The 21,319-nt window shown below is 63.7% G+C and carries 23 protein-coding genes; 13 read left to right on the forward strand and 10 right to left on the reverse strand.

Going from position 1 to position 21,319, the window contains the following annotated elements; translation table 11 throughout:
* Positions 1-126 precede the first annotated feature (126 nt).
* A complete protein-coding gene (locus tag AB7532_RS19185) occupies positions 127-1,548 on the forward strand; it encodes a caspase family protein (protein ID WP_441236328.1) in 1,422 nt (473 codons plus the stop codon).
* A 64-nt stretch (positions 1,549-1,612) separates the two neighbouring features.
* Here AB7532_RS19185 and AB7532_RS19190 read toward each other — a convergent pair whose 3' ends face one another.
* A complete protein-coding gene (locus AB7532_RS19190) occupies positions 1,613-2,572 on the reverse strand; it encodes a LysR family transcriptional regulator (protein ID WP_441236329.1) in 960 nt (319 codons plus the stop codon).
* 123 nt (positions 2,573-2,695) lie between these two features.
* On the opposite strand from AB7532_RS19190, the gene solA reads away from it, so the two are divergent.
* The 5 genes from solA to AB7532_RS19215 all read left to right on the forward strand — a co-directional run bounded on the left by solA (position 2,696) and on the right by AB7532_RS19215 (position 7,200).
* Positions 2,696-3,865: an N-methyl-L-tryptophan oxidase gene (solA, locus tag AB7532_RS19195; RefSeq protein WP_441236330.1), complete on the forward strand. Its 1,170-nt coding sequence runs from the start codon at positions 2,696-2,698 to the stop codon at positions 3,863-3,865.
* A 76-nt stretch (positions 3,866-3,941) separates the two neighbouring features.
* Complete coding sequence (locus tag AB7532_RS19200; protein WP_441236331.1) at positions 3,942-4,754, forward strand: transporter substrate-binding domain-containing protein; 813 nt, start codon at positions 3,942-3,944, stop codon at positions 4,752-4,754.
* Between the two features lie 98 nt (positions 4,755-4,852).
* A complete protein-coding gene (locus AB7532_RS19205; RefSeq protein ID WP_441236332.1) occupies positions 4,853-5,596 on the forward strand; it encodes an amino acid ABC transporter permease in 744 nt (247 codons plus the stop codon).
* On the forward strand, positions 5,593-6,435 hold the full coding sequence (locus AB7532_RS19210; protein WP_441236333.1) for an amino acid ABC transporter permease: 843 nt from the start codon (positions 5,593-5,595) through the stop codon (positions 6,433-6,435). Before AB7532_RS19205 ends, AB7532_RS19210 begins: the two co-directional genes overlap by 4 nt.
* Before the next feature lie 12 nt (positions 6,436-6,447).
* Positions 6,448-7,200 (forward strand): amino acid ABC transporter ATP-binding protein, encoded by a 753-nt coding sequence (locus tag AB7532_RS19215; protein ID WP_441236334.1) that lies wholly within the window; start codon positions 6,448-6,450, stop codon positions 7,198-7,200.
* Between the two features lie 57 nt (positions 7,201-7,257).
* Here the strand turns inward: AB7532_RS19215 and AB7532_RS19220 are convergent, their stop codons facing one another.
* Both AB7532_RS19220 and cysK read right to left on the reverse strand, forming a co-directional pair.
* Positions 7,258-7,500 carry a BrnA antitoxin family protein gene (locus tag AB7532_RS19220; RefSeq protein WP_441236335.1) on the reverse strand — a complete coding sequence of 81 codons (243 nt, stop codon included), beginning with the start codon at positions 7,498-7,500 and terminating at the stop codon, positions 7,258-7,260.
* 3 nt (positions 7,501-7,503) lie between these two features.
* On the reverse strand, positions 7,504-8,493 hold the full coding sequence (gene cysK, locus AB7532_RS19225; RefSeq protein WP_441236336.1) for a cysteine synthase A: 990 nt from the start codon (positions 8,491-8,493) through the stop codon (positions 7,504-7,506).
* A gap of 223 nt (positions 8,494-8,716) precedes the next feature.
* On the opposite strand from cysK, the gene AB7532_RS19230 reads away from it, so the two are divergent.
* Entirely contained in the window at positions 8,717-8,935 is a 219-nt protein-coding gene (locus AB7532_RS19230; protein WP_441236337.1) for a hypothetical protein, read from the forward strand.
* Positions 8,936-8,948: 13 nt separating this feature from the next.
* Here the strand turns inward: AB7532_RS19230 and tgt are convergent, their stop codons facing one another.
* Entirely contained in the window at positions 8,949-10,097 is a 1,149-nt protein-coding gene (gene tgt / locus AB7532_RS19235; RefSeq protein WP_441236338.1) for a tRNA guanosine(34) transglycosylase Tgt, read from the reverse strand.
* Between the two features lie 235 nt (positions 10,098-10,332).
* Here tgt and AB7532_RS19240 point away from each other — a divergent pair, with 235 nt between their 5' ends.
* From AB7532_RS19240 to AB7532_RS19255, 4 genes are all read left to right on the forward strand, one after another.
* The gene (locus tag AB7532_RS19240) at positions 10,333-11,487 is read left to right on the forward strand and encodes a patatin-like phospholipase family protein (protein WP_441236339.1); all 1,155 of its coding nucleotides are present in this window, start codon (positions 10,333-10,335) and stop codon (positions 11,485-11,487) included.
* Between the two features lie 135 nt (positions 11,488-11,622).
* The gene (locus AB7532_RS19245) at positions 11,623-12,369 is read left to right on the forward strand and encodes a TetR/AcrR family transcriptional regulator (RefSeq protein WP_441236340.1); all 747 of its coding nucleotides are present in this window, start codon (positions 11,623-11,625) and stop codon (positions 12,367-12,369) included.
* A 249-nt stretch (positions 12,370-12,618) separates the two neighbouring features.
* The gene (locus AB7532_RS19250) at positions 12,619-13,221 is read left to right on the forward strand and encodes a PepSY domain-containing protein (protein ID WP_441239308.1); all 603 of its coding nucleotides are present in this window, start codon (positions 12,619-12,621) and stop codon (positions 13,219-13,221) included.
* A gap of 229 nt (positions 13,222-13,450) precedes the next feature.
* Complete coding sequence (locus AB7532_RS19255) at positions 13,451-14,488, forward strand: aspartate-semialdehyde dehydrogenase (protein ID WP_441236341.1); 1,038 nt, start codon at positions 13,451-13,453, stop codon at positions 14,486-14,488.
* Positions 14,489-14,579: 91 nt separating this feature from the next.
* On the opposite strand, the gene AB7532_RS19260 is transcribed toward AB7532_RS19255, so the two are convergent.
* The 6 genes from AB7532_RS19260 to coaD form a co-directional block, all read right to left on the reverse strand.
* Positions 14,580-15,533 carry an IS481 family transposase gene (locus AB7532_RS19260; RefSeq protein WP_441232939.1) on the reverse strand — a complete coding sequence of 318 codons (954 nt, stop codon included), beginning with the start codon at positions 15,531-15,533 and terminating at the stop codon, positions 14,580-14,582.
* A gap of 94 nt (positions 15,534-15,627) precedes the next feature.
* The gene (gene queA, locus AB7532_RS19265; protein WP_441236342.1) at positions 15,628-16,701 is read right to left on the reverse strand and encodes a tRNA preQ1(34) S-adenosylmethionine ribosyltransferase-isomerase QueA; all 1,074 of its coding nucleotides are present in this window, start codon (positions 16,699-16,701) and stop codon (positions 15,628-15,630) included.
* Between the two features lie 48 nt (positions 16,702-16,749).
* On the reverse strand, positions 16,750-17,214 hold the full coding sequence (locus tag AB7532_RS19270; protein WP_441236343.1) for a peptidylprolyl isomerase: 465 nt from the start codon (positions 17,212-17,214) through the stop codon (positions 16,750-16,752).
* Complete coding sequence (locus AB7532_RS19275; RefSeq protein WP_441236344.1) at positions 17,211-17,621, reverse strand: hypothetical protein; 411 nt, start codon at positions 17,619-17,621, stop codon at positions 17,211-17,213. The genes AB7532_RS19270 and AB7532_RS19275 overlap by 4 nt, the downstream gene beginning before the upstream one ends.
* A 9-nt stretch (positions 17,622-17,630) precedes the next feature.
* Positions 17,631-18,194 carry a peptidylprolyl isomerase gene (locus AB7532_RS19280; RefSeq protein WP_441236345.1) on the reverse strand — a complete coding sequence of 188 codons (564 nt, stop codon included), beginning with the start codon at positions 18,192-18,194 and terminating at the stop codon, positions 17,631-17,633.
* 41 nt (positions 18,195-18,235) lie between these two features.
* The gene (gene coaD / locus AB7532_RS19285; protein ID WP_441236346.1) at positions 18,236-18,730 is read right to left on the reverse strand and encodes a pantetheine-phosphate adenylyltransferase; all 495 of its coding nucleotides are present in this window, start codon (positions 18,728-18,730) and stop codon (positions 18,236-18,238) included.
* Between the two features lie 260 nt (positions 18,731-18,990).
* On the opposite strand from coaD, the gene AB7532_RS19290 reads away from it, so the two are divergent.
* Together AB7532_RS19290 and AB7532_RS19295 are read left to right on the forward strand one after the other, a co-directional pair.
* A complete protein-coding gene (locus AB7532_RS19290; RefSeq protein WP_441236347.1) occupies positions 18,991-19,248 on the forward strand; it encodes a hypothetical protein in 258 nt (85 codons plus the stop codon).
* A gap of 194 nt (positions 19,249-19,442) precedes the next feature.
* Positions 19,443-21,296, forward strand: a complete 1,854-nt coding sequence (locus tag AB7532_RS19295; protein ID WP_441239309.1) for a potassium transporter Kup — start codon at positions 19,443-19,445, stop codon at positions 21,294-21,296.
* Positions 21,297-21,319 lie beyond the last annotated feature (23 nt).

Below are 21,319 nucleotides of genomic sequence, written 5' to 3' on the forward strand. Positions count from 1 at the left end.
TCGTGCACATTCGGCGCCGAAGTAATGGGTTGGGCGAACTGTCGTTTCGCTGGCGCGAAACCGGGCGTGTCGTGTAAGTTCGTTGCCAATTTGTTGCTGCCTGCAATTCGATTCTGGGGATTTCAGATGCGCTATCTCACCCTCATCGCTTCGCTGATGTGCATGGCATTGTCGGTCAGTGCCGCCAAGGCCGACCGCCGTGTTGCTTTCGTCGTCGGCAATGGCTCCTACAAGGCCGTCGCGCAATTGCCGAACCCGCCGATCGACGCCAAGGCGATGGCGGCGACGCTGCGCAATGTCGGCTTCGAGGTGATCGAAGGCTCCAACCTCACGCGCGATCAGATGACGGAGAAGCTGCTGGACTTCGGCCGCAAGGCACAGGGCTCCGATGTCGCGGTCTTCTATTATGCCGGCCACGGCATCGCGGTCGGCGGCAGCAACTATCTCCTGCCCGTCGATGCCGACATCAAGTCGGAGATGGACGTCAAGCTTGGCGCCGCCATCAATATCGACCTGACGCTCGAGCAGACCATGGGCGATGCCAAGGTCAAGCTCGTGTTCCTCGATGCCTGCCGCGACAATCCGTTCGCCGCCAAGATCAAGTCGAACTCGGCGACACGCAGTGTCAACGTGCAGAGCGGCCTCGCCGAGATGAAGTCCGGCGAAGGCACGCTGATCGCGTTCGCCACCGGCCCGGGCCAGACCGCGCTCGACGGCCAGGAGGGCAACAACAGCCCCTTCACCCGCGCCCTGATCGACAACATCACCAAGCCCGGTGTCGAGATCCAGCAGGCGATGACGTCGGTGCGCGCCCAGGTCAATGAAGAGACCCGCAAGGGTCAGCTGCCCTGGGGCCACACCAACCTGATCGGCGCGGTTTATCTCAATCAAGCGCCGACGACGCAGGTCGCCAATGCGGCGCCGACCGCTGCTGGCATCGTGCCGGCGACGGCCAGCAGCTCCGACGGTGTCGAGCTCGAGTATTGGCGCTCCGTGAAGGAGTCCAACAAGCCGGAAGAGCTCAACGCCTATCTCTCGGCCTATCCGAACGGCCAGTTCAAGGCGCTGGCGATGGCCCGGCTTGCGGCGATCAAGAGCGGCCCGTCCACGGCGACCCGCACCCTGAACGCAGGCATTGACCCCGCAACCTTCACCGATGACTCCACCCAGCTCACCGAGGACCAGATCGGCCTCGACAAGGGTCAGCGCCGCGATGTGCAGCGCCGCCTCACCGGCCTCGGCTTCGACACCAAGGTGACCGGCGCGTTCAGCGACGACACCCGCTCGGTGCTGAAGCGCTGGCAGGCCGCCCGCGGCTATCCGTCGACCGGTTACCTCAACAAGCTTCAGCACAAGGCCCTGCTCTCCGAGATCGTGGCGTCGGCACCAGCCACCGCGAGCGAGGAAAGCGCGAAGCCGGCCCGGCGTGCCCCCAGTCAGGCCCAGAGCGCACCGGCTCAGCATCGCAACAACGGCGGCGGCGATGCCGGCGCAGCCTTCGTCGGCGGTGTCGTCGGCGGCATGATGGGCGGCATGTTCCGCCGCTGAGGCGACTCAGATCGCAAACAAAAAGCCCGGCTCACGCCGGGCTTTTTTGTTGCTAGCGATGTCGCTAGTAGTCTTGGGTGAACCAGGGCACGAGCGTCCGGATGCGCGGCATCGCCTGCGTCGTAATGCTCATTCGCGCCAGCTCTGCGACGCGCGGCGCCAGGGATGAAAGATCTCCGCGGCGGGTCACCAGCAGCAGCTCACGAAAAAATCCAGGCCCCGGCAAAGGCAGCGCGCTGACTTGCGCCGCGTGAGCGAGCCCCTGCAACAAGCACAACGGCGTGGTGATCGCCACGCCCATACCCGTCGCGACCATGGCGACCAGGCTGTCAGAGGTGTCGAACTCGAAGGCCCGTGGCGGGCGAATGCCCAGACGGCTCAGATGGCGCTCGACCTGCGCACCTGCCCAGGAACGCTCGCTGTACCGAACCAGGCGATGTCGCGCGAGGATCTCGCGCAGGTCAAGGCCGGCAAATTCGGCTTCCATCCCGCGCGGCACCACCAGCAGATTTGGTTCGCGATAGAATGGCAAGCGCTCGACATCATAGAGGTCATCCATCGCGTCGCATGTGATCGCGGCGTCGATCTTGCGATTCATCAGCGCCTCGGCATGTGAGTGAGCGAGGCCCGACCATACGGACAGACTCAGTGCGATCTCGCCCGTCATGAGTTCTTTGACGAGGTGCGCGCCGACCGTGGCAGCATAGGAGTCGACGAGGCCGAGCCTCAGATCAACCCGTTCAGATTGTTCCGCCGCGACCCGGAGCGCGCTGAGAAGCGCATCAAAGTCACGGTTCAGGTCGAGAACGCGGCCTGCAAGAATACGTCCCGCCCGGGTCGGCGTGAGCGGCCTGCGGGTTCGATTGAAGAACGCGACGCCGACCGCGGCTTCTGCACGCCGGACCGCCTGAGACACCGCGGATTGCGTCATCCCGAATTGGCGGGACGTCTCCAGCATGCTGCCGGAGTCGGCGACGGCCGCGACAATCTGAAGGCTTCGCAGGTCTGGAACAGGTGGTGGCATCCGATGACTTAAGCAAAAGTCATATGAAGATGCAAACTTCCTTCATTATATGAATTATCCTTGTAGGAGAGCCGCATTTGAAAGCAGACTTCGGCCTGTCCTTACAATTAAGCAGTTCGATCGATGAGCGAGAAAGCGGATATTCTGGTGATCGGCCTCGGTGCCATGGGCAGCGCGGCGCTCTATCAACTGGCCAAACGAGGGGTGAAGGCGGTCGGCCTTGATCGCTTCGCCCCGCCCCACACGATGGGATCCAGCCACGGCGAAACCCGCATCACCCGGCAGGCGGTCGGTGAAGGCCGCGATTACGTGCCCCTGGTGCTGGATACCCACCGGATCTGGCGTGAGCTAGAAGCCGAGACATCCGCCGAGCTGCTGAACCCATGCGGCCTCGTCGTTATGGCGCCCGGTGTCGGCGAGACGTCGCACCATGGCAAACCCGATTTCGTCGCACGTTCAATTGGCGCGGCGCGTGACTTCAACATCGCTCATGAAGTGATCGACGGGCGGGAGGTGACCCATCGCTTCCCGCAATTCCTGAATCTCCAGGGCAACGAGAAAGCCTATTACGAGCCCGGCGGGGGATACGTTTTTCCGGAGCGCTGTATCAAGGCGCAACTGACGCGCGCGGAGCAGCTCGGGGCAACGATACGCACGGGAGTCGGAGTTCTCTCGATCGCGCAGAAAGGCTCCGCCGTTCAGGTGGAAACCTCCTCGGGCACGTTCGAGGCGGACAAGGTCGTGGTATCGGCAGGCGGCTGGAATGCTCACCTTCTCGGCGCGCCGTTTGACCGCGTGCTTTCGGTGAAGCGGCAGGTCCTGCATTGGTACGAGCTCGACGATACCAGCGCGTATCGCGCCAACGCCCCTGTGTTCATCTGGATGCACGGTGCGACGGACGTCGACTACCTCTACGGCTTCCCGCCGCTGCCAGGCGATGGTCGCCTCAAGGTCGCAACCGAGCAATACGAGACCAGCACGACGGCCGACACGATCGACCGCACCGTCGATCCGAGCGAGTCGGCCAAGATGTACAACGAGCACGTCAAAGGTCGGCTTGCAGGCGCCACGCCTCGTGTCGCGCACGCAGCCGCCTGTCTCTACACTGTGACACCCGATCGTGGCTTCATCATCGACCGGCATCCCGAACAGGACCGCGTCTTCGTCGTCTCGGCCTGCTCGGGCCATGGCTTCAAGCACTCGGCAGGAATCGGCAACGTCGTCGCAGGGATGGCAACCGACGCTCGAAGCGCGATCGACCTCACTCCATTCTCCGTCTCGCGATTTTCGTGAGATTTGGCACGAGCCTTGTATCTCGAAGAAGCACACGCAACCCGCGTCGTGATTTCAATCCTGGAGGCGTCATCCGATGAGAAACGTTGTCCTTTCCATGATGGCAGGTGCCGCGGCGCTGCTGATGTTCGGCGGCGCTCGAGCCGCTGACGGCGTCGATGCCATCAGGCAGCGCGGCACGTTGAATGTCGGCGTCAAGGCGGACTACAAGCCGTTCGGCTTCCGCGACCCCTCGGGCAACGTGGTCGGTATCGAGCCGGATTTTGCTGCGGACATCGCCAAGCGCCTCGGCGTCAAGCTCGAGCTCGTTCCGGTCGGAGCCTCGAACAGGATCGAGTTTCTTCAGCAGGGAAAGATTGACCTGCTGATCGCGACCATGTCGGACAGGCCGGAACGCCGCCGCGTCGTTCAAGCCATCGAACCGCTGTATTATTCGGACTACGTGAACATCCTTCTCAACAAGAAGGCCGGCATCAAGGACTGGGCCGACCTGAAGGGAAAACCCGTCTGCGCCACGTCGGGAGCCTGGTACAACAGGGACGTCGCCAAATCATACGGCCCCGAGATTGTTGCGTTTGACGGCTCGGAGAAGCCCCTGTTCGCCATGAAGCAGGGCAACTGCATCGGCTATGTCTACGATCAGACCTTCCTGCAAGGTAAACTGCTCGAAGACGAGTGGAAGACGGACTACGACCTCCCGCTCAAAGGCGTTCTGCCATCGCCATGGATGATCGCCGTCGCGCTCGAAAACACCAGCCTTCAGAAGCTGCTCGAAGACACGACGAAGGACTGGATGAAGACCGGCTTCATCGTGGCAGCTGAAAAGAAGTGGGGTATTACACCGACCGAGTACTCACTCTCCATGCACGAGCAGTACAAGGACAAATAGACGCGCGAAGCGGAGCGCCATGACCACCTCGCGCTCCGGACAGGTCGAACCAATGCACTGATACAAGGCATCGCCTCAACACTTCGGTGTCGCGCAACATGCAGGCCATCGGCGACTGGTTTCAGCAGCTCTACGAGACGACGGGGCTGAATTTCTCCGTGTTCTACGACGCGTATGATTGGGGCCGCTATCTCGGCGGCCTCAAGATGACGCTGTTTCTGAGTGTCACGACCATCCTGCTAAGCCTCATCCTCGGTGCGGTGGGCGCCTTGATGCAAGGCAGTCCGTCCGTGTTGTTGCGGCTGCCCGTCAATGCTTTCGTGGTGGTGTTCCGCAACACGCCCCCGCTGGTCCAGCTCTTCTTTTTCTATTTCGGCCTCGGCAACCTGCTTCCGGCCGTCGAGGCGGCGGGCATGCGCGTTCCGCTGCTGAGCAACGTTCAATGGGCCATCATTTCGCTGTCACTGTTCGCGGCCGCCTTCAACGTCGAAATCTTCCGCTCCGGAATTGAGGCGGTGCCGAGGACGACGATCGAAGCCGCGGAGGCGCTCGGATACACGCGCCTCAAGGCTTACGTCCATATCGTCCTGCCGCTGGCCATTCGCGTCTGTCTTCCCGCACTGAACAACAACCTCGTCAACCTGCTCAAGACCACCACCCTCGCCTACGCGATCGCCGTCCCCGACACGCTATACGCCGTCAAGCAGATCTGGTCGGAATCGCAGAATGTCCTCGAAATGATGATCGTGTTGCTGGCGACCTACGGCATCCTTGTTGGCGTCCTCGTCTGGCTGATGCATCGCTGGGAGCGGGCGATGCGCATCCCCGGATATGCGCGATGAAGACCGACCGCTCCGAGCACCGGCTCGCCGTCCTTCTGCCGTATCGTCTCGCGCCGTCCCGCATGTCCATTCGGATCGGTCCCCTATCCGCTGCGATCCTCTGCTTCTGCGCCATCATGGCGGCATCCACCGCGTGGGCGCAGGCCGGACCGACGATGCTGTCCCCGTTGCAGGTCATCGTGAAGTGGTCACCGCTCCTGCTGCGAGGGTTCGCCTTCAACATCCTGATCTCCCTGCTGGCGATGCTGCTGGGGACCGCCGCCGGGCTTGGCCTGGGTCTGGGATTGCTGTCGGAGTTCCGGCCGCTCGCCGCCGTCAGCTGGCTCCTCACTCAATTCTTCCGCAACGCGCCCTGGCTGGTGCTGCTGTTCTTCATCATGTTTCTGGTGCCTTTCCAGATCACCGTCTTCAAGACCACCATCCCCTTGCCGGATTGGGTCAAGGCGACGGTGGGCTTCGCATTGCCCGTCATGGCGAACGTCGCCGAGGTCGTACGTGGCGCGGTCCGCTCCGTTCCGTCGACGCAATGGGAGGCTGCGGAATCGCTCTCATTCACGCGGCGGCAGACGATGTGGCTGATCATGCTGCCACAGTGCATCAAGCGGATGCTGCCGCCCTGGATGAACATCTATGCGCTGGTCGCGATGTCGACGGTCCTCGCATCGATCGTCGGCGTATCGGAAATGCTCACGCTGACGGCTCAAGTGCATGCCGCCGAAGGCGGCAGACCGGAGCTGTTCGCGCCGCTCTACGGTTTCGCCCTGCTGTGTTTCTTTCTCTATTGTTATCCGATCAACCTCTGGACCGCTCGTCTCGAGCGTCGGTTCCGCGTACGCTGAGGGAAGCAGAGCATGGCCACGAGCTGGACTCCGGATCAGCCGATCGTCCAATTGGTCGACGTCAAAAAATCATTCGGAGCTCTCGAGGTCCTGAAAGGCATCAGCCTGTCGGTCAGGAAGGGCGAGGTGATCTGTATCATCGGCCCGTCCGGATCGGGGAAATCGACGCTGATCCGCTGCATCAATGCCCTTCAACCGATCTCGTCCGGCAGCATTCAAATCGAAGGCATCGAGGTGTCCGATCCCAGGCTCGACAAATTGGCGCTTCGTCGCAAGGTCGGGATGGTCTTTCAGCAGTACAACCTTTTCCCGCACAAGACGGCGCTCCAGAACGTGATGATGGCGCCGATCCATGTCCTCGGCCAGAAGCGCGCCGAGGTCGAAGCGCGCGCCCGGGCGCTGCTTGCCAAGGTCCGGCTCGCGGGCAAGGAGGACACCTATCCCGGCGAACTCTCCGGCGGGCAGCAGCAGCGCGTCGCCATCGCCCGCTCGCTGGCGATGCGACCGGACATCATGCTGTTCGACGAAGTCACCGCCGCCCTTGATCCGGAAACGGTCAAGGAGGTCCTGGTCACCATCCGGGAGCTGGCCGAGGACGGCATGACCTGCCTCCTCGTCACCCATGAAATGAACTTCGCCCGGGAGGTCGCCGACCACGTCTACTTCACCGATCGCGGTGTGATCGTCGAACACGGGCCGCCGGAAACATTGTTTACGGCGGCCAAGGACGAGCGAACGCAGCGGTTTCTGTCACAGGTGCTCTGAGCTCGCCGCCGGCATCCTCGCGCACGCCGGCTTCCGGTGCCCTCTGGCAACCGGCGCCTACTTCCCCGCGGCCTTGCGCAGCGCCTCGTTGATGCGGTCCTGCCAGCCCGGACCGCCCTCCTGGAAGAACTCGAGCACGTCCTGGTCAATGCGCAGGCTGACCTGCTCCTTGATCCCCGGCGCCACGTTTGGCTTCGGCGGCGCCACGGCGACTTTGGCGGTCACTTTCTTGAACGCTGCCTCGGCCTCGGTCCTGGCATCGCCAAGCGTGCGTGGCCGCCTCGGTGGTTGATCCGCCATGTGCTAAATTCCTTCAAACAGAGCCGTCGAAAGATACCGCTCTGAGAAGGACGGCACTATAGCCAGAATGGTTTTTCCCGCGGCTTCCGGCCGCTTGCCGATCTCGAGCGCTGCCGCGATCGCGGCGCCCGAGGAGATGCCGCCGGGAATGCCCTCGTGCCGCGCCAGCGCCCGCGCGGTCTCGATCGCCGTCGTCGAATTGATCTTCACGATCTCGTCGATCACCGAGCGGTCGAGAATGTCAGGCACGAAGCCCGCGCCGATGCCCTGGATCTTGTGCGGCGTGTGTTGGCCCCCTGATAGCACCGGGCTCTCTTCCGGCTCGACGGCGACCACGCGCAGCGAGGGTTTACGCGGCTTCAGCACCTGGCCGACGCCGGTGATGGTACCGCCGGTGCCGACGCCGGCGACGAAGAAATCGATGTTGCCGCCGGTGTCGTTCCAGATCTCCTCCGCGGTGGTGCGGCGGTGCACCTCGGGATTGGCGAGATTCTTGAATTGCTGCGGCATCACCGAGTTCGGCGTCGTCTTCAACAGCTCCTCGGCGGTGGCGATCGCGCCCTTCATGCCTTGCGCAGCCGGCGTCAGCACCAGCTCTGCGCCAAGAAAGGCCAGCATCTTGCGCCGCTCGATCGACATGGATTCCGGCATCACCAGCTTGAGCCGGTAACCGCGTGACGCCGCGACGAAGGCGAGCGCGATTCCGGTATTGCCCGAGGTCGGCTCGATCAGCACGGTGTCGGGCTTGACGATGCCGGCCTTCTCCATCGCGATGATCATGGCCGCGCCGATGCGATCCTTCACGCTGGCGGCGGGATTGAAATATTCAAGTTTTGCCAAAATCGTCGCGTTCACGCCCTGCATGCCCGGCAGTCGCTGCAACCGCACGATCGGCGTGTCGCCAAAAGCTTCGACGATGGAATTATAAACCCGGCCGCGGCCGGGTTGGTGCGCTGCACCCGCTTTTGCAGCCTTCTCGGACGATGCGTCCATGATGAACTCCCTGTGACGACAATTCGCACTTTGATCGCAGCTTCTGCGCAGTTACGGACAGCCTGTGACGACACGCAAGCGACAATGCGGCACATGTTAAATACGCTGCATCGCAAAATCGCGTGAGCTTCAATTAGCAGAAAACCAACGCATTTGTGTTGCGACCTCGTCAACTGATTCTGCTTATGTTAGACTTAGATCTCAAAGCAGGGAGGTCACCACGATGTCAGCAGTTGCTGAAGTGCTGTCGACCGTCACGCACCACCGCGATCCGCGTTGTAGCGAGTTGCCCACCTGTCCCGTCTGCGCCGACTCCATGGTCGCAGCCGAAGCCTCCGCGTATGTGTCCGACCACGTGATCAGCTATCTCTGGACCTGCGACACCTGCGGCTACGGCTTCGTGACCAAGCACGCCGTCAAGCAGCGGATCGTCTGCAACTGACGCCTGTCACGCCTCAGCGCGGGGCGATGTCGCCCCTCGCCCAGTCCTCGCGCGTACGCTGATAGAATTCCTCGAATTTTCCGTGTGCGATCGCGTCCCTGATGCCCTGCATCAGGAACTGGTAGTAGGCGATATTGATCTCGGACAGCAGCATCGCGCCCAGCGTCTCGCCGGCCTTGACGAGATGGTGCAGATAGGCGCGCGCGTAGTTGCGCGCCGATGGCCATGAGCTCTCTTCGTCCAGCGGTCGCGGATCGTCGGCATGGCGCGCGTTGCGCAAATTGACCTGGCCGAAGCGGGTGAAGGCGACGCCATGCCGGCCATTGCGCGTCGGCATCACGCAATCGAACATGTCGATGCCGCGTTTGACGGCTTCGAGGATGTCGTCGGGCGTGCCGACGCCCATCAGGTAGCGCGGCCGCTCCGTCGGCAGCCCCGGCGCGGTCTCGTCGATCATCGCCAGCATCACCGCCTGCGGCTCGCCTACGGCAAGGCCGCCGATGGCATAGCCATGGAAACCGATCTCGACGAGACCTCGCGCGCTTTGATGGCGAAGCTGCGGGATGTCGCCGCCCTGCACGATACCGAACAGCATGTAGCCGTCGGGCGCGCTCTCGAAAGCGCGCTTGCTGCGCTCGGCCCAGCGCAGCGACAATTGCATCGCGCGCTCGATATCGTCGCGCTCCGCCGGCAGCCGCACGCATTCGTCCATCTGCATGGCGATGTCGGAGCCGAGGAAACGCTGTACCTCGATCGAGCGCTCCGGCGACAGCTCGACCTTGGCGCCGTCGATATGCGAGCGGAAGGTGACGGCGTGCTCGCTGACCTTGCGCAGGTCCGACAACGACATCACCTGGAAGCCGCCGGAATCCGTCAGCATCGGCCCGTTCCAGCCGGTGAATTTCTGCAAGCCGCCGAGGGCCGCGATCCGCTCGGCGCCGGGGCGCAGCATCAGATGATAGGTGTTGCCGAGCACGATGTCGGCGCCGGCATCGCGCACCTCGCGCCAGTGCATGCCCTTCATGGCGCCGGCGGTGCCGACCGGCATGAAGGCCGGCGTGCGCACGGCGCCGTGGGGCGTCGTCAGGCGGCCGGTGCGCGCAGCACCATCGGTGGCGAGCAGCTCGAAATGATTGGGGAGAGCGGTATCAGGAGGATTCATGGCGGTGCTTATTGCGTGTCAGGCGAGGTCGATCAACCCGCCGCGACGTGATTGCTGCATCAGTCTGGGACACATTTGACGCGGACGTGATATTCGCCGCATCTTGCCAAACAGAACGATACAGTGTAGTTTCTCTCTGGGGGCTGGACGAGAGTGCTGCGGCGAGATTTGCCGGCGGCAGCAGATGCGTGATCGCCAGCCACCGACAATGTCCCCCGCTTCATGTTCGAATGATATGTCCGGTCCTTCGCGTGGCTGGACAAGGCTGACAAGTGCTCGCCTGACCGGAGCCCTGGTCCTGACGTGCAGCCTGGCGCTCGGCGCCTGCACCTCCCTGCCCCGCACGCCGTATACGGCAGCTGAAGCCAGCACGTCGCGCGTGCTCGATATCGACGGCTTGCGCCGCTACGCCGACGAGCCCGTCACGAAATTCAGCTTCGAGAAGGACACCAGCACCGCGACGAAATCCTATCTGGCGCTCTCGGGCGGCGGCGCCGATGGCGCCTATGGCGTCGGCGTGCTCAACGGCTGGACCGCGGCACGCACCCGTCCCACCTTCTCGGTCGTCTCGGGCGTGAGCACCGGCGGCCTGATCGCGCCCTTTGCCTATCTCGGATCGCAATATGACGACACGCTGCGAGAGGTCTACACCAGCGGCATCGCGGAGAGCCTGCTGAGCGATCCCAGCATCATGCGCGTGCTGTTCGGATCCGGCCTGTTCGGCAACACGCGGCTGCGCGAGCTCGTCGCCCGCTATGTCGGAGCCGAGCTCATGGCGCAGGTCGCGCGGGAAAATGCCAAAGGCCGGAAGCTCCTGGTGGTGACGACCGATCTCGACACCCAGCGCACCGCGATCTGGGACATGGGCAAGATCGCCGCGGTCGGGACGCCTGAGGCGCTCAAGCTGTTTCGCGACGTGATGGCGGCCTCCGCCAGCATTCCCTTGGTGTTTCCGCCGATCATGATCGACGCCGAAGGCCAGGGCCGCAAGTTTCAGGAGATGCATGTCGACGGCGGCGTGACCGCGCCGGTGCTGACGCTGCCGGAAGCCCTGCTCACGCAGGACCGCCTGCCGGGCAACGCGCGGCTGAACATCTACATCCTCGTCAACAAGAAGATCGAACGCAATTTCGAGCTCGTGTCCAACAGCACGATCGACGTCGCTTCGCGCAGCCTGTCGGCGATCACGCAGTCGCAGACGCGCTCGATCATCTTCTCGACCTACGACTTCGCCAAGCGCAACCGTCTCGGCTTCCATCTCTCCTACATCGCGCGCGATTATCCCGCGCCGCCCTCGGAAGGGTTCGACACCGCCTATATGCGCGCGCTGTATCAATACGGATATGAGAAGGCGGCGGCCGGCCAAGCCTGGACGTCGAACCTGCCGTGATCCCTGGTGACGGAACGACGCCGTGCCGAAACCGTTGACGATACGGCCAATTCGGCCAGATTAGCGATGACGCCCCCGCTCCTGCGCGATATAGAGCGAAGTACGACCGTCAGGCACGCGCAGGGATCATCGGGCATGGGATTGACTGCGACCAGGACAAGAACCACCGCGCCCCGGCGCGAAGTGCCGAAATCGCGCGGCGGCCGGCCGACGAAATCGGCCGCGATCGAGCGCGACCAGCGGCTGATCGAGGTCGCCACCCGCCTGTTCCTGGATCGCGGTTTCGACGCGACCTCGCTCGATGCGGTCGCGGAAGCGGCCCGTGTCAGCAAACCTACCGTCTATTCCCGTTACGGCGACAAGCGCGGCCTGTTTGCAGCCGTGCTGAGGCGCGAGATCGCACGCTGGCTTGCACCGCTGTCGGCGGCCGCAGAAACGCAGCTCGGCAGCGCCTCGGACATTTCGGTCGAGCAGCGGCTGGTCGAGATCGGCAAAGAGATGCTGACCTTCACCTGCGGGCCCGACGCCGTCGCGTTCAGCCGCATGATGACGTCACAGGCCATCAACTTCCCCGATGTCGCCAAGCTCGGCAAAGAGGAAGGCTGGCTCAAAGCCGTCGCCACCACGGCGCGTTTCTTCGACCATCTGGTGGCGCAAGGCGCGCTCGACGTCGACGACACCACCATCGCTGCGGAAGTATTCCTCGATGTCGTCGTGGGTCACAACCATCGCCTCGCGACGTTTGGAACGCCGCCGGAGATGAAGGCCGCGGAAAAGCGAATGCGCGCCGCGATCAAGCTGTTCCTGGCCGGTGCGCTGGGACGTGCGGACGGCGTCCAGAGCGCCGCGAAGGGCACGCCGCGGCGCCGCCCGGCCCGCTGACAATTCCGTGAAGTTGCGACGTTTCCCGCCGTGGCCACGCCCGCCCCGTTGACCAAAATAAAACGATACGGTATGGTTTAGTTATAAGCGATACGGACCGCTTTTTCACCAGCCCCAAAGTGGTCCGTACCGCTAAGATCGCCGCAACGGGTACAGCCCGTCGTGACGCTCCGCGGCCGGCCGATGCCCAAGGTCGGCCGCGAATTCTTTACGATCATCCGGCACACTCGCTGGCCGAGGGTTTCGAGCATGACGACAGCCAAACGACGGATCTCGCGACTGCTTGCGATCGCCTTGCCAGCGCTGCTCCTCGCTGTGCCAGCACGGGCGACCGTGACCACGGGCACGCCGACCGCGCTTCACAGCGACACAGATGGTGAGGCCCAGGCGGACCGCCAGGCCGTCAGCCGCGAAATCGAACGATTCCGTACCTCCTCGATCTCGATCAGCCAGGCCATGGCGATAGCGGAAGCCCGCCACGCCGGCGCCACCACCGCGGACGTCAGTTTCGACGGAGCCGCAGGCGTACCGGTCTACCGGGTGAAGACGCTGCACAACGACCGGATCTGGCGCCACACCATCAATGCCACGACAGGCGAACTCGTCGGCGGCGAAGCTGCCCTCCCCGTCGCCGAACTCGACCTCGACGATCGCAGCAACCTGGCAGCGCTCGGTGCGATCAGGCACCGCCTCGCGGATGCCGTGCACGTTGCCGAACGCGCGGCCTCGGGCAAGGCGATCAGCGGCGGCCTCGTGCGCGAAGGCGGTCGGCTGAATTTCGCGATCGTCGTCATCAGCGGCGACGACCTCAAGGAGGTCCTTCTGGAACCGCCGGGCGCCCGCGGGAAGTAGGTACCGCCACAATCCCGCCGAAAAGCCATTGACGGGCGTAAGACTCTCCCGCATAGATCGCCGCCATGTTCACGACCACCAAACGCACGACCAAAACCACCACGGCCTTCGGGGCCCGGGGAGGCGTGCGCTTGTAGTCGTCGACTAGAACGCAATCAGCTCTACCGAAGCCCCGCCTCTCAGGTCCGGGGCTTTTTTGTTGCCTAAATCTCAGCTCAACCGAAATGCAATGGAGGACAAAGTGAGTAACGATCCCGTCGTCGCGATTGTCGGCGTCACCGGTGCGGTGGGCGCCGAATTCATCGCCACCATGGACAAGCGCGGCTTCCGCGTCGGCAAGCTCAAGGCGTTGGCGAGCGCCCGCTCGGCCGGCAAGACGGTGTCATTCCGCGGCAAGGATGTTGTCATCGAGGAACTGACCGAGCGCGCCTTCGAGGGCGTCGATATCGCGCTGTTCTCCGCCGGCGGCAGCATCTCGAAGACGTTCGCGCCGATCGCCGTCAAGGCCGGTGCCGTCGTCGTCGACAACTCTTCCGCGTTCCGGATGGATCCGAACGTGCCGCTGGTGATCCCCGAGGTCAACGGCCACCGCATCCGCGACCACAAGGGCATCATCGCGAACCCGAACTGCGCCGCTATCACCGCGCTGGTGCCGCTGTGGCCGATCCACCAGAAGAACCGCATCAAGCGTGTCATCATCTCGACCTACCAGGCCGCCTCCGGCGCCGGCGCGGCTGCGATGGACGAACTCGTCGAGTCCACCCGCGCCAATCTCAACGGGCAGGTCTATACGCCCAAGGTGATGCCGCACCCCTACGCGTTCAATCTGTTCAACCACAACACCGCCGTCGACCCCGAGACCGGCTACAACGACGAAGAGACCAAGGTCATCAAGGAAACCCGCAAGATCTTCGAGGACGACAAGATCGCGATCGGCGTGACCTGCGTTCGCGTGCCGGTGCTGCGCGCCCATTGCGAGGCGATCACCTTCGAATGCGAGAAGCCGATCAATGAGGACCAGGTCCGCGCCATCATGGCCCGGGCCCCCGGCGTCAAGATCGTCGACGACCGCGTGAAGAACTACTTCCCGATGCCGATCGACGCCTCGGGCCAGGACGACGTTCTGGTCGGCCGTATCCGCAAGGACCTGAGCGACCCCTCCGGACATTCGATCTCGATGTTCGTGGCGGCCGATCAGTTGCTCAAGGGCGCGGCATTGAACGCGGTGCAGATCGCGGAGCTCTTGCCGCAGCGGGTCATGGCGTAACGGAAGTTGCGTAGGGTGGATTAGCCGAAGGCGTAATCCACCTCTTTACTGTCAACTCGGAGAGAGAGAAGTGGTGGGTTACGCCTTACGGCTAACTGTGGAATCTCAGGAGGTCGTCCATCGGTAGGCCGAGGCGGCTGATGGGTGGTTTGGCTTGCAGACTGCCGTGCGGGCGATGCCAGTTGTAGTGATGAAGCCAGATTGGCAGGTTTTTGGCGCGCTGATCTGAGGTGTCGTAGGCCCGAGCATAAGCCCACTCACGGAGCACTGTCTGGATGAAGCGCTCGGCCTTGCCGTTTGTTTGCGGTCTGTAGGGCCTGGTGAAGATGTGCTTGAGGCCGAGCTTGCTGCACGCTCTGGCAAAGGCCTTGGCGCGGTAGCAGGAGCCGTTGTCGGTCATGATGCCGGTGACCTTCATGCCGAGGCTGCGGTAGTAGGTGACGGCCTCCTTGAGGAAGGCGATGGCGCTCTCCTTTTTTTGATCTTGCCGGATCTGGGAGAAGGCCAGGCGCGATGCATCGTCGATGGCAACGTGGACGAACTCGTGGCCGGCGCCACGGCTTTCGCCCATCTGGCGATCGTGTGTGATGCGGTGGCCTGGTCTGACGAACCTGCCGAGCTTCTTGATGTCGATATGGATGAGTTCGCCGGGCTGCTCGCGTTCGTACCTGCGCACCGGTTCGGCGGGCTCCAGATCGCGTATCCGGCTTAATCCCAAGTGACGAAGGATGCGGCTGACAGTGGCCGGCGACACCTTAACCTCGGCTGCGATCTGCTTGCCGGTGTGGCGCTGCCGGCGCAACGTCTCGACGGCGGCGCGCGTGGCTGGCGGGGTTTGGCTTGGCGATGAAAGAGGCCTCGAGGAGCGATCCCGCAACCCTTCGACACCCTCCGCGCGGAACCGCTTGACCCATTTGGCAACGGTCTTCGCTGTCGTGTTGAACTGGTGGGCCGCGTCGGCTGGGCTCAGCCCGCCCTCGACGACGCTGCGCACCATCGCCTCTCGACCTTTGGGCGTCAAAGGCGCATTCTTGTGGACGTTCATCTGGTCTTTCCTTGGAATACTGAAGCTTCGCAACCTCAGCTTCCTCGGTTCAGACCAGATGGACAACCTCCTGAGAGACCAAAGCTAACCCACCCTACGGCACCGCCCGAAACAGCAAGCACGCATCCCCATACGAATAGAACCGGTACCCGTTCGCGATCGCGTGCGCATAGGCCTGCTGCATCGTCTCGAGCCCGGAGAATGCCGACACCAGCATGAACAGCGTCGATTTCGGCAGATGGAAATTGGTCATCAGAATATCGACCGCGCGGAAGCGATAGCCGGGGGTGATGAAGATCGAGGTCTCGGCCGCGAAAGGCTGGATGGTGCCGTCCTCGCTCGTTGCGCTTTCGAGCAGCCGCAACGACGTCGTGCCGACCGCGATGATACGGCCGCCATTCTTGCGCGCGGCGTTGAGCCGCTCCGCCGTCTCGGTCGAGATCGTGCCCCACTCGGCATGCATCTTATGGCCGTCGGTGTCGTCCACCTTCACCGGCAGGAACGTCCCTGCCCCGACATGCAACGTGATGCGATTGACGCCGATGCCCCGCGCGCGCAGCGCCTGCTCCAGCGCCGGCGTGAAATGCAGCCCCGCGGTGGGCGCGGCGACCGCGCCTTCATTCGCCGCGAACATGGTCTGGTAGTCGGCGAGATCCTGATCGTCGGGTGTGCGCTTGGAAGCGATGTAGGGCGGCAGCGGCGGGCTGCCGAGATCGGCGATTGCCTGGTCGAGCGCGGGGCCATGGAACGAGAATGAGAGCGTCACCTCGCCCTCGGCGCCCTTTGCCTCGACCTCGGCATCGAGATGCCCGAGCAGGCACACCTTGCCTTCGTTGCCGAAGCGGATGCGGTCGCCGGCGGTGAGCTTCTTCGCGGGCTTCACCAGCGCCTGCCAGCGCGAGCCGTCGAGCCGCTTGATCAGTGTCGCCTCGATCTTCGGCTCGGTCTCGCGGCCGATGCGGCGGCCTTTGAGTTGCGCCGCGATCACCTTGGTGTCGTTGACGACGAGCTGGTCGCCCGGCTTCAGCCATTGCGTGAGATCGGCAATGGTCTGGTCGCGCAGCGCGCCGTTCTCCACGACCAGCATCTTCGCGGAGTCGCGCGGATGCGCGGGACGCAACGCGATGCGCTCAGGCGGGAGATCGAAGTCGAAGAGATCGGTGCGCACGTTTGATACCTTGCCGCGCCCCGCCGAAGCGGGGCACGACTGCAGGCGTTACTCGGCGTCAGCCGCCATCCGCGCCTTGACGATCTTGTCGGGATTCTGCACCGGCTCGCCGCGCTTGATCTTGTCGACGTTCTGCATGCCCTCGGTGACCTTGCCCCACACCGTATACTGGTTGTCGAGGAAGCGGGCGTCGTCGAAAACGATGAAGAACTGGCTGTCGCCGGAATCGGGGCTCGCCGCACGCGCCATCGAGGTGACGCCGCGCACATGCGGCTCCTTGTTGAACTCGGCCTTCAGCTTCTTGCCGGAGCCGCCGGTGCCGGTGCCCTGCGGACAACCGGTCTGCGCCATGAAGCCCTCGATCACGCGGTGGAACACGATGCCGTCGTAGAAGCCCTCGCGGACCAGCTCCTTGATGCGCGCGACGTGGCCGGGCGCCAGGTCGGGACGCATCTCGATGGTGACGGGGCCCTGCGTGGTCTCGAGGATCAGGGTGTTTTCGGTGGCGCTCATGCTCGTCTCTCTTGCGTTGGAGGTGAAGTTTTGCGGTTACGGAACTGGATCGCGAATGGACGCCCTGCGGCGGCGCCGGCCATTGCGTCGGTAAATGGCATCGGCGTGCAGCGTTGCAACGCCTCCATCACCGCGATCCGGTATTGCAGCCGGTCATTGTCGGAGGCTTCCGCGGATTCATAGGAAATTCTCGGATGGCCCAAAATGTTTCCGGACCGGTTAAAGCTCACGACGACGGTGATGTCGAGAGGGCGAGCCTTGCTGGCCGGCGGCGGCTTCCAGCAGGTCCGCAAGTGCTGGAAGATGTCCTGGATGGTGTTGACCTCTGCGTCCCCCGCAGTCGCGCCGGAGACGCCTGAAACCAGCACCGCGGCAGCCAGCAAAAGCCTATTGCCGCAGCGCGCCATGGTCCCATCCTACTTGATGTCGGACGCGACCTGGACCTTCACCATCTTGTCGGGATCGGTCACGCTGCCGCTCGGTGAGCCGGGCGGTGCCTTCTTCAGCTTGTCGACGACGTCCATGCCCTGCACGACCTCGCCGATCACGGTGTACTGGTTGTCGAGGCTGCCGCCGTCCGCAAACATGATGAAGAACTGCGAGTTGGCCGTGTCGACGCTGTCGCCGCGCCGGGCCATGCCGACGATGCCGCGTGCAAAGTGCACCTTGGAGAATTCCTGCTTCAGATTCGGATATTTCGAACCTCCGGTGCCGTTGAACTTCTCGCCGTCACCGGTCTGGGCCATGAAGCCGTCCATGACGCGGTGGAACGGCACGTTGTTGTAATAGCCCTCACGCGCAAGCGTCTTGATGCGTTCGGCGTGCTGCGGCGCCAGATCAGTCCGCAGCTTGATGACGATACGGCCCTTGGTGGTGTCGATGACGATGGCGTTGGCCTTGTCGAGGCCGGCCGGCAAGGCTTGCGCGAACGCCGGCACCGCGAACAGGAGCGCGGCAAAAACTGCGAAAATTCGGATCATGACAACTCCGGATCAGAGACGAGAAAGGAAACGCGCCGTTATCAGGCGAACTTTGCCTTGAGCTGGCTGGCTACGAGCGGCGGTACGAAGGCCGAGATGTCGCCGCCCATGGCGGCGATCTGGCGCACCAATGTGCCGGTAATCGGGCGGACTATTGGGGAGGCCGGCAGGAAAACGGTTTGCACGTCGGGCGCCATGGTGCCGTTCATCCCGGCGAGCTGCATCTCGTAGTCGAGGTCGGTGCCGTCGCGCAGGCCCCGAATCATGATGGTGGCGCCATGCTTGCGCGCCGCGGTGACGGCGAGATCGTCGTAGGTCACGGCCTCGAGCGTGCAGCCGGCTGCGGCCGCCACCGGCCCGCAGACGTCATGCAGCATCTTGAGCCGTTCCTCGGTCGAGAACAGCGGCTTCTTGCCGGGATGAATCCCGACCGCGACCACCAGCCGGTCGCACAGCGGGACGCTGTTCCGGACCACGTCCAGATGGCCGTTGGTGATGGGGTCGAAGGAACCGGGGTAGAAGGCAATGCGCGGCATGCCCCCGTCCTACCGCGCCCGGCCCGGCCCGGCAAGCCGGACAGGTTCCTTGTCCGTTTTCCGCAAATTCCGCCTCGGCCCATGTCGGACCGGAGCGCTTTGTTTCGTCCTGGGGGCGGCCACGAAACAAAACGGACCGCGAACGAAACCATTTCCCCCGCCCGCGAAGACGTCCGGAAACTGGCCATGGTTAGTAATCCACCCAACGAATGACGGGCCGCACACAAGGCGCTAGCGGCCGCATCACAGGGGACCGTCACATGATCAAGACCATTTCGGCCATCGCGATCGCTGCGTTTGTTGCCGCCGCCCTCACCGTCCTCCCCGGTTTCGCTCCGGCCGTCGAAGCGAGCGTCCCGCAGCCGCTGGCCAAGAGCGACCGGCTCGACATCCGCAGCATCGGCAAGGATTGCTCGCAGCAGGCCTGGCCGAACTTCGAAGCCTCCTGCCTGCGTCAGGCCGGTAGCAAGGCTAACATCCGCGAGGCCCGCCTCGTGACCGCCGATCGCACGCCGTAGTTGCGGTTGTCAGCTTCGCGTCAGAGAAGCTTCCTGATATAAATTTCATGGATATTTGCGACGCCTCGTCGCAGACTGCCTGACACTCGCGCCCGTCGGAATGGCCCGGCGGGCGCGATCCCATCGGGGGGTCGACAGTGTCCAGTACGCCCGCAGTCGCTTCCGGCCATCACCCCGCCCCTCTGCCGATTGCCATGACCATGGGCGCCCTCGGGGTGGTCTATGGCGATATCGGCACCAGCCCGCTCTATGCCCTGAAAGAAGCCGCCAAGGCGGCTGCCCATGGCGGCACATTGAGCCACGACGCTGTCCTGGGCGTTGCCTCGCTGATCCTCTGGGCGTTGCTGCTGATCATCTCGCTCAAATACGCTCTGCTGATCCTGCGCGCGGACAATCGCGGCGAAGGCGGCATCGTCGCGCTGCTGGCGCTGCTCCATGCGCGCAACGCCCAACCCGGCACCTGGCGGGCGCATCTGCTGGTGGTCGGCCTCGTCGGTGCCGCGCTTCTCTACGGCGACGGCGCGATCACGCCGGCGATCTCGGTGCTCTCAGCCATCGAAGGCCTCAAGGTCGACGCGCCCTCGCTCGCGCCGGCGGTCGTGCCCATCACCGTCGCCATCCTGATCGGGCTGTTCATGATTCAGAAGCAGGGCACGGGCTTCATCGGCCGCATCTTCGGACCGGTGATGCTGGCATGGTTCGTCGTGCTGGCCGCGCTGGGCATCCACGGCATCGTCAAGGCGCCGGAGGTGCTGGCGGCGCTCAGCCCGCTCTATGCCTTCGACTTCCTGATCCACCAGAACTTTCACATCTCCTTCGCGATCCTCGGCGCGGCCTTCCTGGCCGTGACCGGCGGCGAGGCCATGTATGCCGACATGGGGCATTTCGGGCGCCTGCCGATCCGGCTCGCCTGGTTCGCGATCTGCCTGCCCGCCCTGGTGCTGAACTACTTTGGACAGGCCGCGCTCTTGATCACTGATCCCACGATGATCGAGAACCCGTTCTTCCAGCTCTGCCCCGACGCCCTGCACTATCCGCTGGTCGCCTTCTCCGCAGTCGCAACCGTGATCGCCTCGCAGGCCATCATCTCCGGCGTGTTCTCGCTGACCCAGCAGTCGATCCAACTCGGTTTCCTGCCGCGCATGCAGATCCGCCACACGCAGAGCGATGCGATGGGCCAGATCTACGTGCCGCTGGTGAACTGGCTGCTCGCGGCCGCAACGCTCGGTGCCGTCCTCAGCTTCGGCACCTCGGACGCGCTCGCCGGCGCCTACGGCATCGCAGTGTCGCTGCTGATGGCGATCACCACGCTGCTGGCCGCCCTCGTCGCGATCCAGTGGGGCTATTCGCCGTGGCTCGTGGTGACCGTGAATGGCTTCTTCTTCGTGATCGACGTGATCTTCTTTTCGGCCAATTCGGTCAAGCTGTTCGAGGGCGGCTGGTTTCCGCTGCTGCTCGCCGCGCTGGTCGCCTTCATGATGCTGACCTGGCGCAGCGGCGTGAAGCTGGTCGAGGCGGCGCGCGGCAAGCTGCGCCAGCCCGAGGAGGATTTGATCGAGACTGCGATCAACAAATGCAGCGCCCGGCTGCCGGGAACGGCCGTGTTCCTGGCCTCCGCACCGAACGGCGTTCCGCTCGCGCTGACGCAATTCGTCAAGCACAACCACGTCCTGCACGAGCGCATCGTGCTCGTCACCGTGCTGATCGAGGAATCCCCGCACATCGCCGACGAGGACCGCGCCGAGGTGATCGAGATCATCTCCGGCATCACCCGTGTGATTCTGCATTACGGCTTCATGCAAAACCCGACGATCTATGACGGGCTCAAGCTCGCCTGCCGCCAAGGCAAGCTGCCCGGCATCGACCTCTCCGACATCACCTATTACGTCGGTCGCGAGACCATCATCCCGAGCGAGGACGTCCCGGGCATGTGGGTCTGGCGCGAAGGCGTGTTCGCCTTTCTCCAGCGCAACGCCGAACGCTCGGCCGCGTTCTTCGGCGTGCCGACCAAGCAGGTGGTGGAGTTCGGGACCGAGCTGGAGATTTAGGGCAGTTCGTAGCCCGGATGGAG

Origin of the sequence: Bradyrhizobium sp. 930_D9_N1_4 (genome assembly GCF_052076015.1) — a bacterium.
Lineage (GTDB): Bacteria > Pseudomonadota > Alphaproteobacteria > Rhizobiales > Xanthobacteraceae > Bradyrhizobium.

Bases quoted from the DNA above. Each gene is read 5' to 3' on its own strand.
- AB7532_RS19185 (WP_441236328.1), top strand. From the start codon at position 127: ATGCGCTATCTCACCCTCATCGCTTCGCTGATGTGCATGGCATTGTCG.
- AB7532_RS19190 (WP_441236329.1), bottom strand. From the start codon at position 2,572: ATGCCACCACCTGTTCCAGACCTGCGAAGCCTTCAGATTGTCGCGGCC.
- solA (WP_441236330.1), top strand. From the start codon at position 2,696: ATGAGCGAGAAAGCGGATATTCTGGTGATCGGCCTCGGTGCCATGGGC.
- AB7532_RS19200 (WP_441236331.1), top strand. From the start codon at position 3,942: ATGAGAAACGTTGTCCTTTCCATGATGGCAGGTGCCGCGGCGCTGCTG.
- AB7532_RS19205 (WP_441236332.1), top strand. From the start codon at position 4,853: ATGCAGGCCATCGGCGACTGGTTTCAGCAGCTCTACGAGACGACGGGG.
- AB7532_RS19210 (WP_441236333.1), top strand. From the start codon at position 5,593: ATGAAGACCGACCGCTCCGAGCACCGGCTCGCCGTCCTTCTGCCGTAT.
- AB7532_RS19215 (WP_441236334.1), top strand. From the start codon at position 6,448: ATGGCCACGAGCTGGACTCCGGATCAGCCGATCGTCCAATTGGTCGAC.
- AB7532_RS19220 (WP_441236335.1), bottom strand. From the start codon at position 7,500: ATGGCGGATCAACCACCGAGGCGGCCACGCACGCTTGGCGATGCCAGG.
- cysK (WP_441236336.1), bottom strand. From the start codon at position 8,493: ATGGACGCATCGTCCGAGAAGGCTGCAAAAGCGGGTGCAGCGCACCAA.
- AB7532_RS19230 (WP_441236337.1), top strand. From the start codon at position 8,717: ATGTCAGCAGTTGCTGAAGTGCTGTCGACCGTCACGCACCACCGCGAT.
- tgt (WP_441236338.1), bottom strand. From the start codon at position 10,097: ATGAATCCTCCTGATACCGCTCTCCCCAATCATTTCGAGCTGCTCGCC.
- AB7532_RS19240 (WP_441236339.1), top strand. From the start codon at position 10,333: ATGTCCGGTCCTTCGCGTGGCTGGACAAGGCTGACAAGTGCTCGCCTG.
- AB7532_RS19245 (WP_441236340.1), top strand. From the start codon at position 11,623: ATGGGATTGACTGCGACCAGGACAAGAACCACCGCGCCCCGGCGCGAA.
- AB7532_RS19250 (WP_441239308.1), top strand. From the start codon at position 12,619: ATGACGACAGCCAAACGACGGATCTCGCGACTGCTTGCGATCGCCTTG.
- AB7532_RS19255 (WP_441236341.1), top strand. From the start codon at position 13,451: ATGGAGGACAAAGTGAGTAACGATCCCGTCGTCGCGATTGTCGGCGTC.
- AB7532_RS19260 (WP_441232939.1), bottom strand. From the start codon at position 15,533: ATGAACGTCCACAAGAATGCGCCTTTGACGCCCAAAGGTCGAGAGGCG.
- AB7532_RS19270 (WP_441236343.1), bottom strand. From the start codon at position 17,214: ATGAGCGCCACCGAAAACACCCTGATCCTCGAGACCACGCAGGGCCCC.
- AB7532_RS19275 (WP_441236344.1), bottom strand. From the start codon at position 17,621: ATGGCGCGCTGCGGCAATAGGCTTTTGCTGGCTGCCGCGGTGCTGGTT.
- AB7532_RS19280 (WP_441236345.1), bottom strand. From the start codon at position 18,194: ATGATCCGAATTTTCGCAGTTTTTGCCGCGCTCCTGTTCGCGGTGCCG.
- coaD (WP_441236346.1), bottom strand. From the start codon at position 18,730: ATGCCGCGCATTGCCTTCTACCCCGGTTCCTTCGACCCCATCACCAAC.
- AB7532_RS19290 (WP_441236347.1), top strand. From the start codon at position 18,991: ATGATCAAGACCATTTCGGCCATCGCGATCGCTGCGTTTGTTGCCGCC.
- AB7532_RS19295 (WP_441239309.1), top strand. From the start codon at position 19,443: ATGACCATGGGCGCCCTCGGGGTGGTCTATGGCGATATCGGCACCAGC.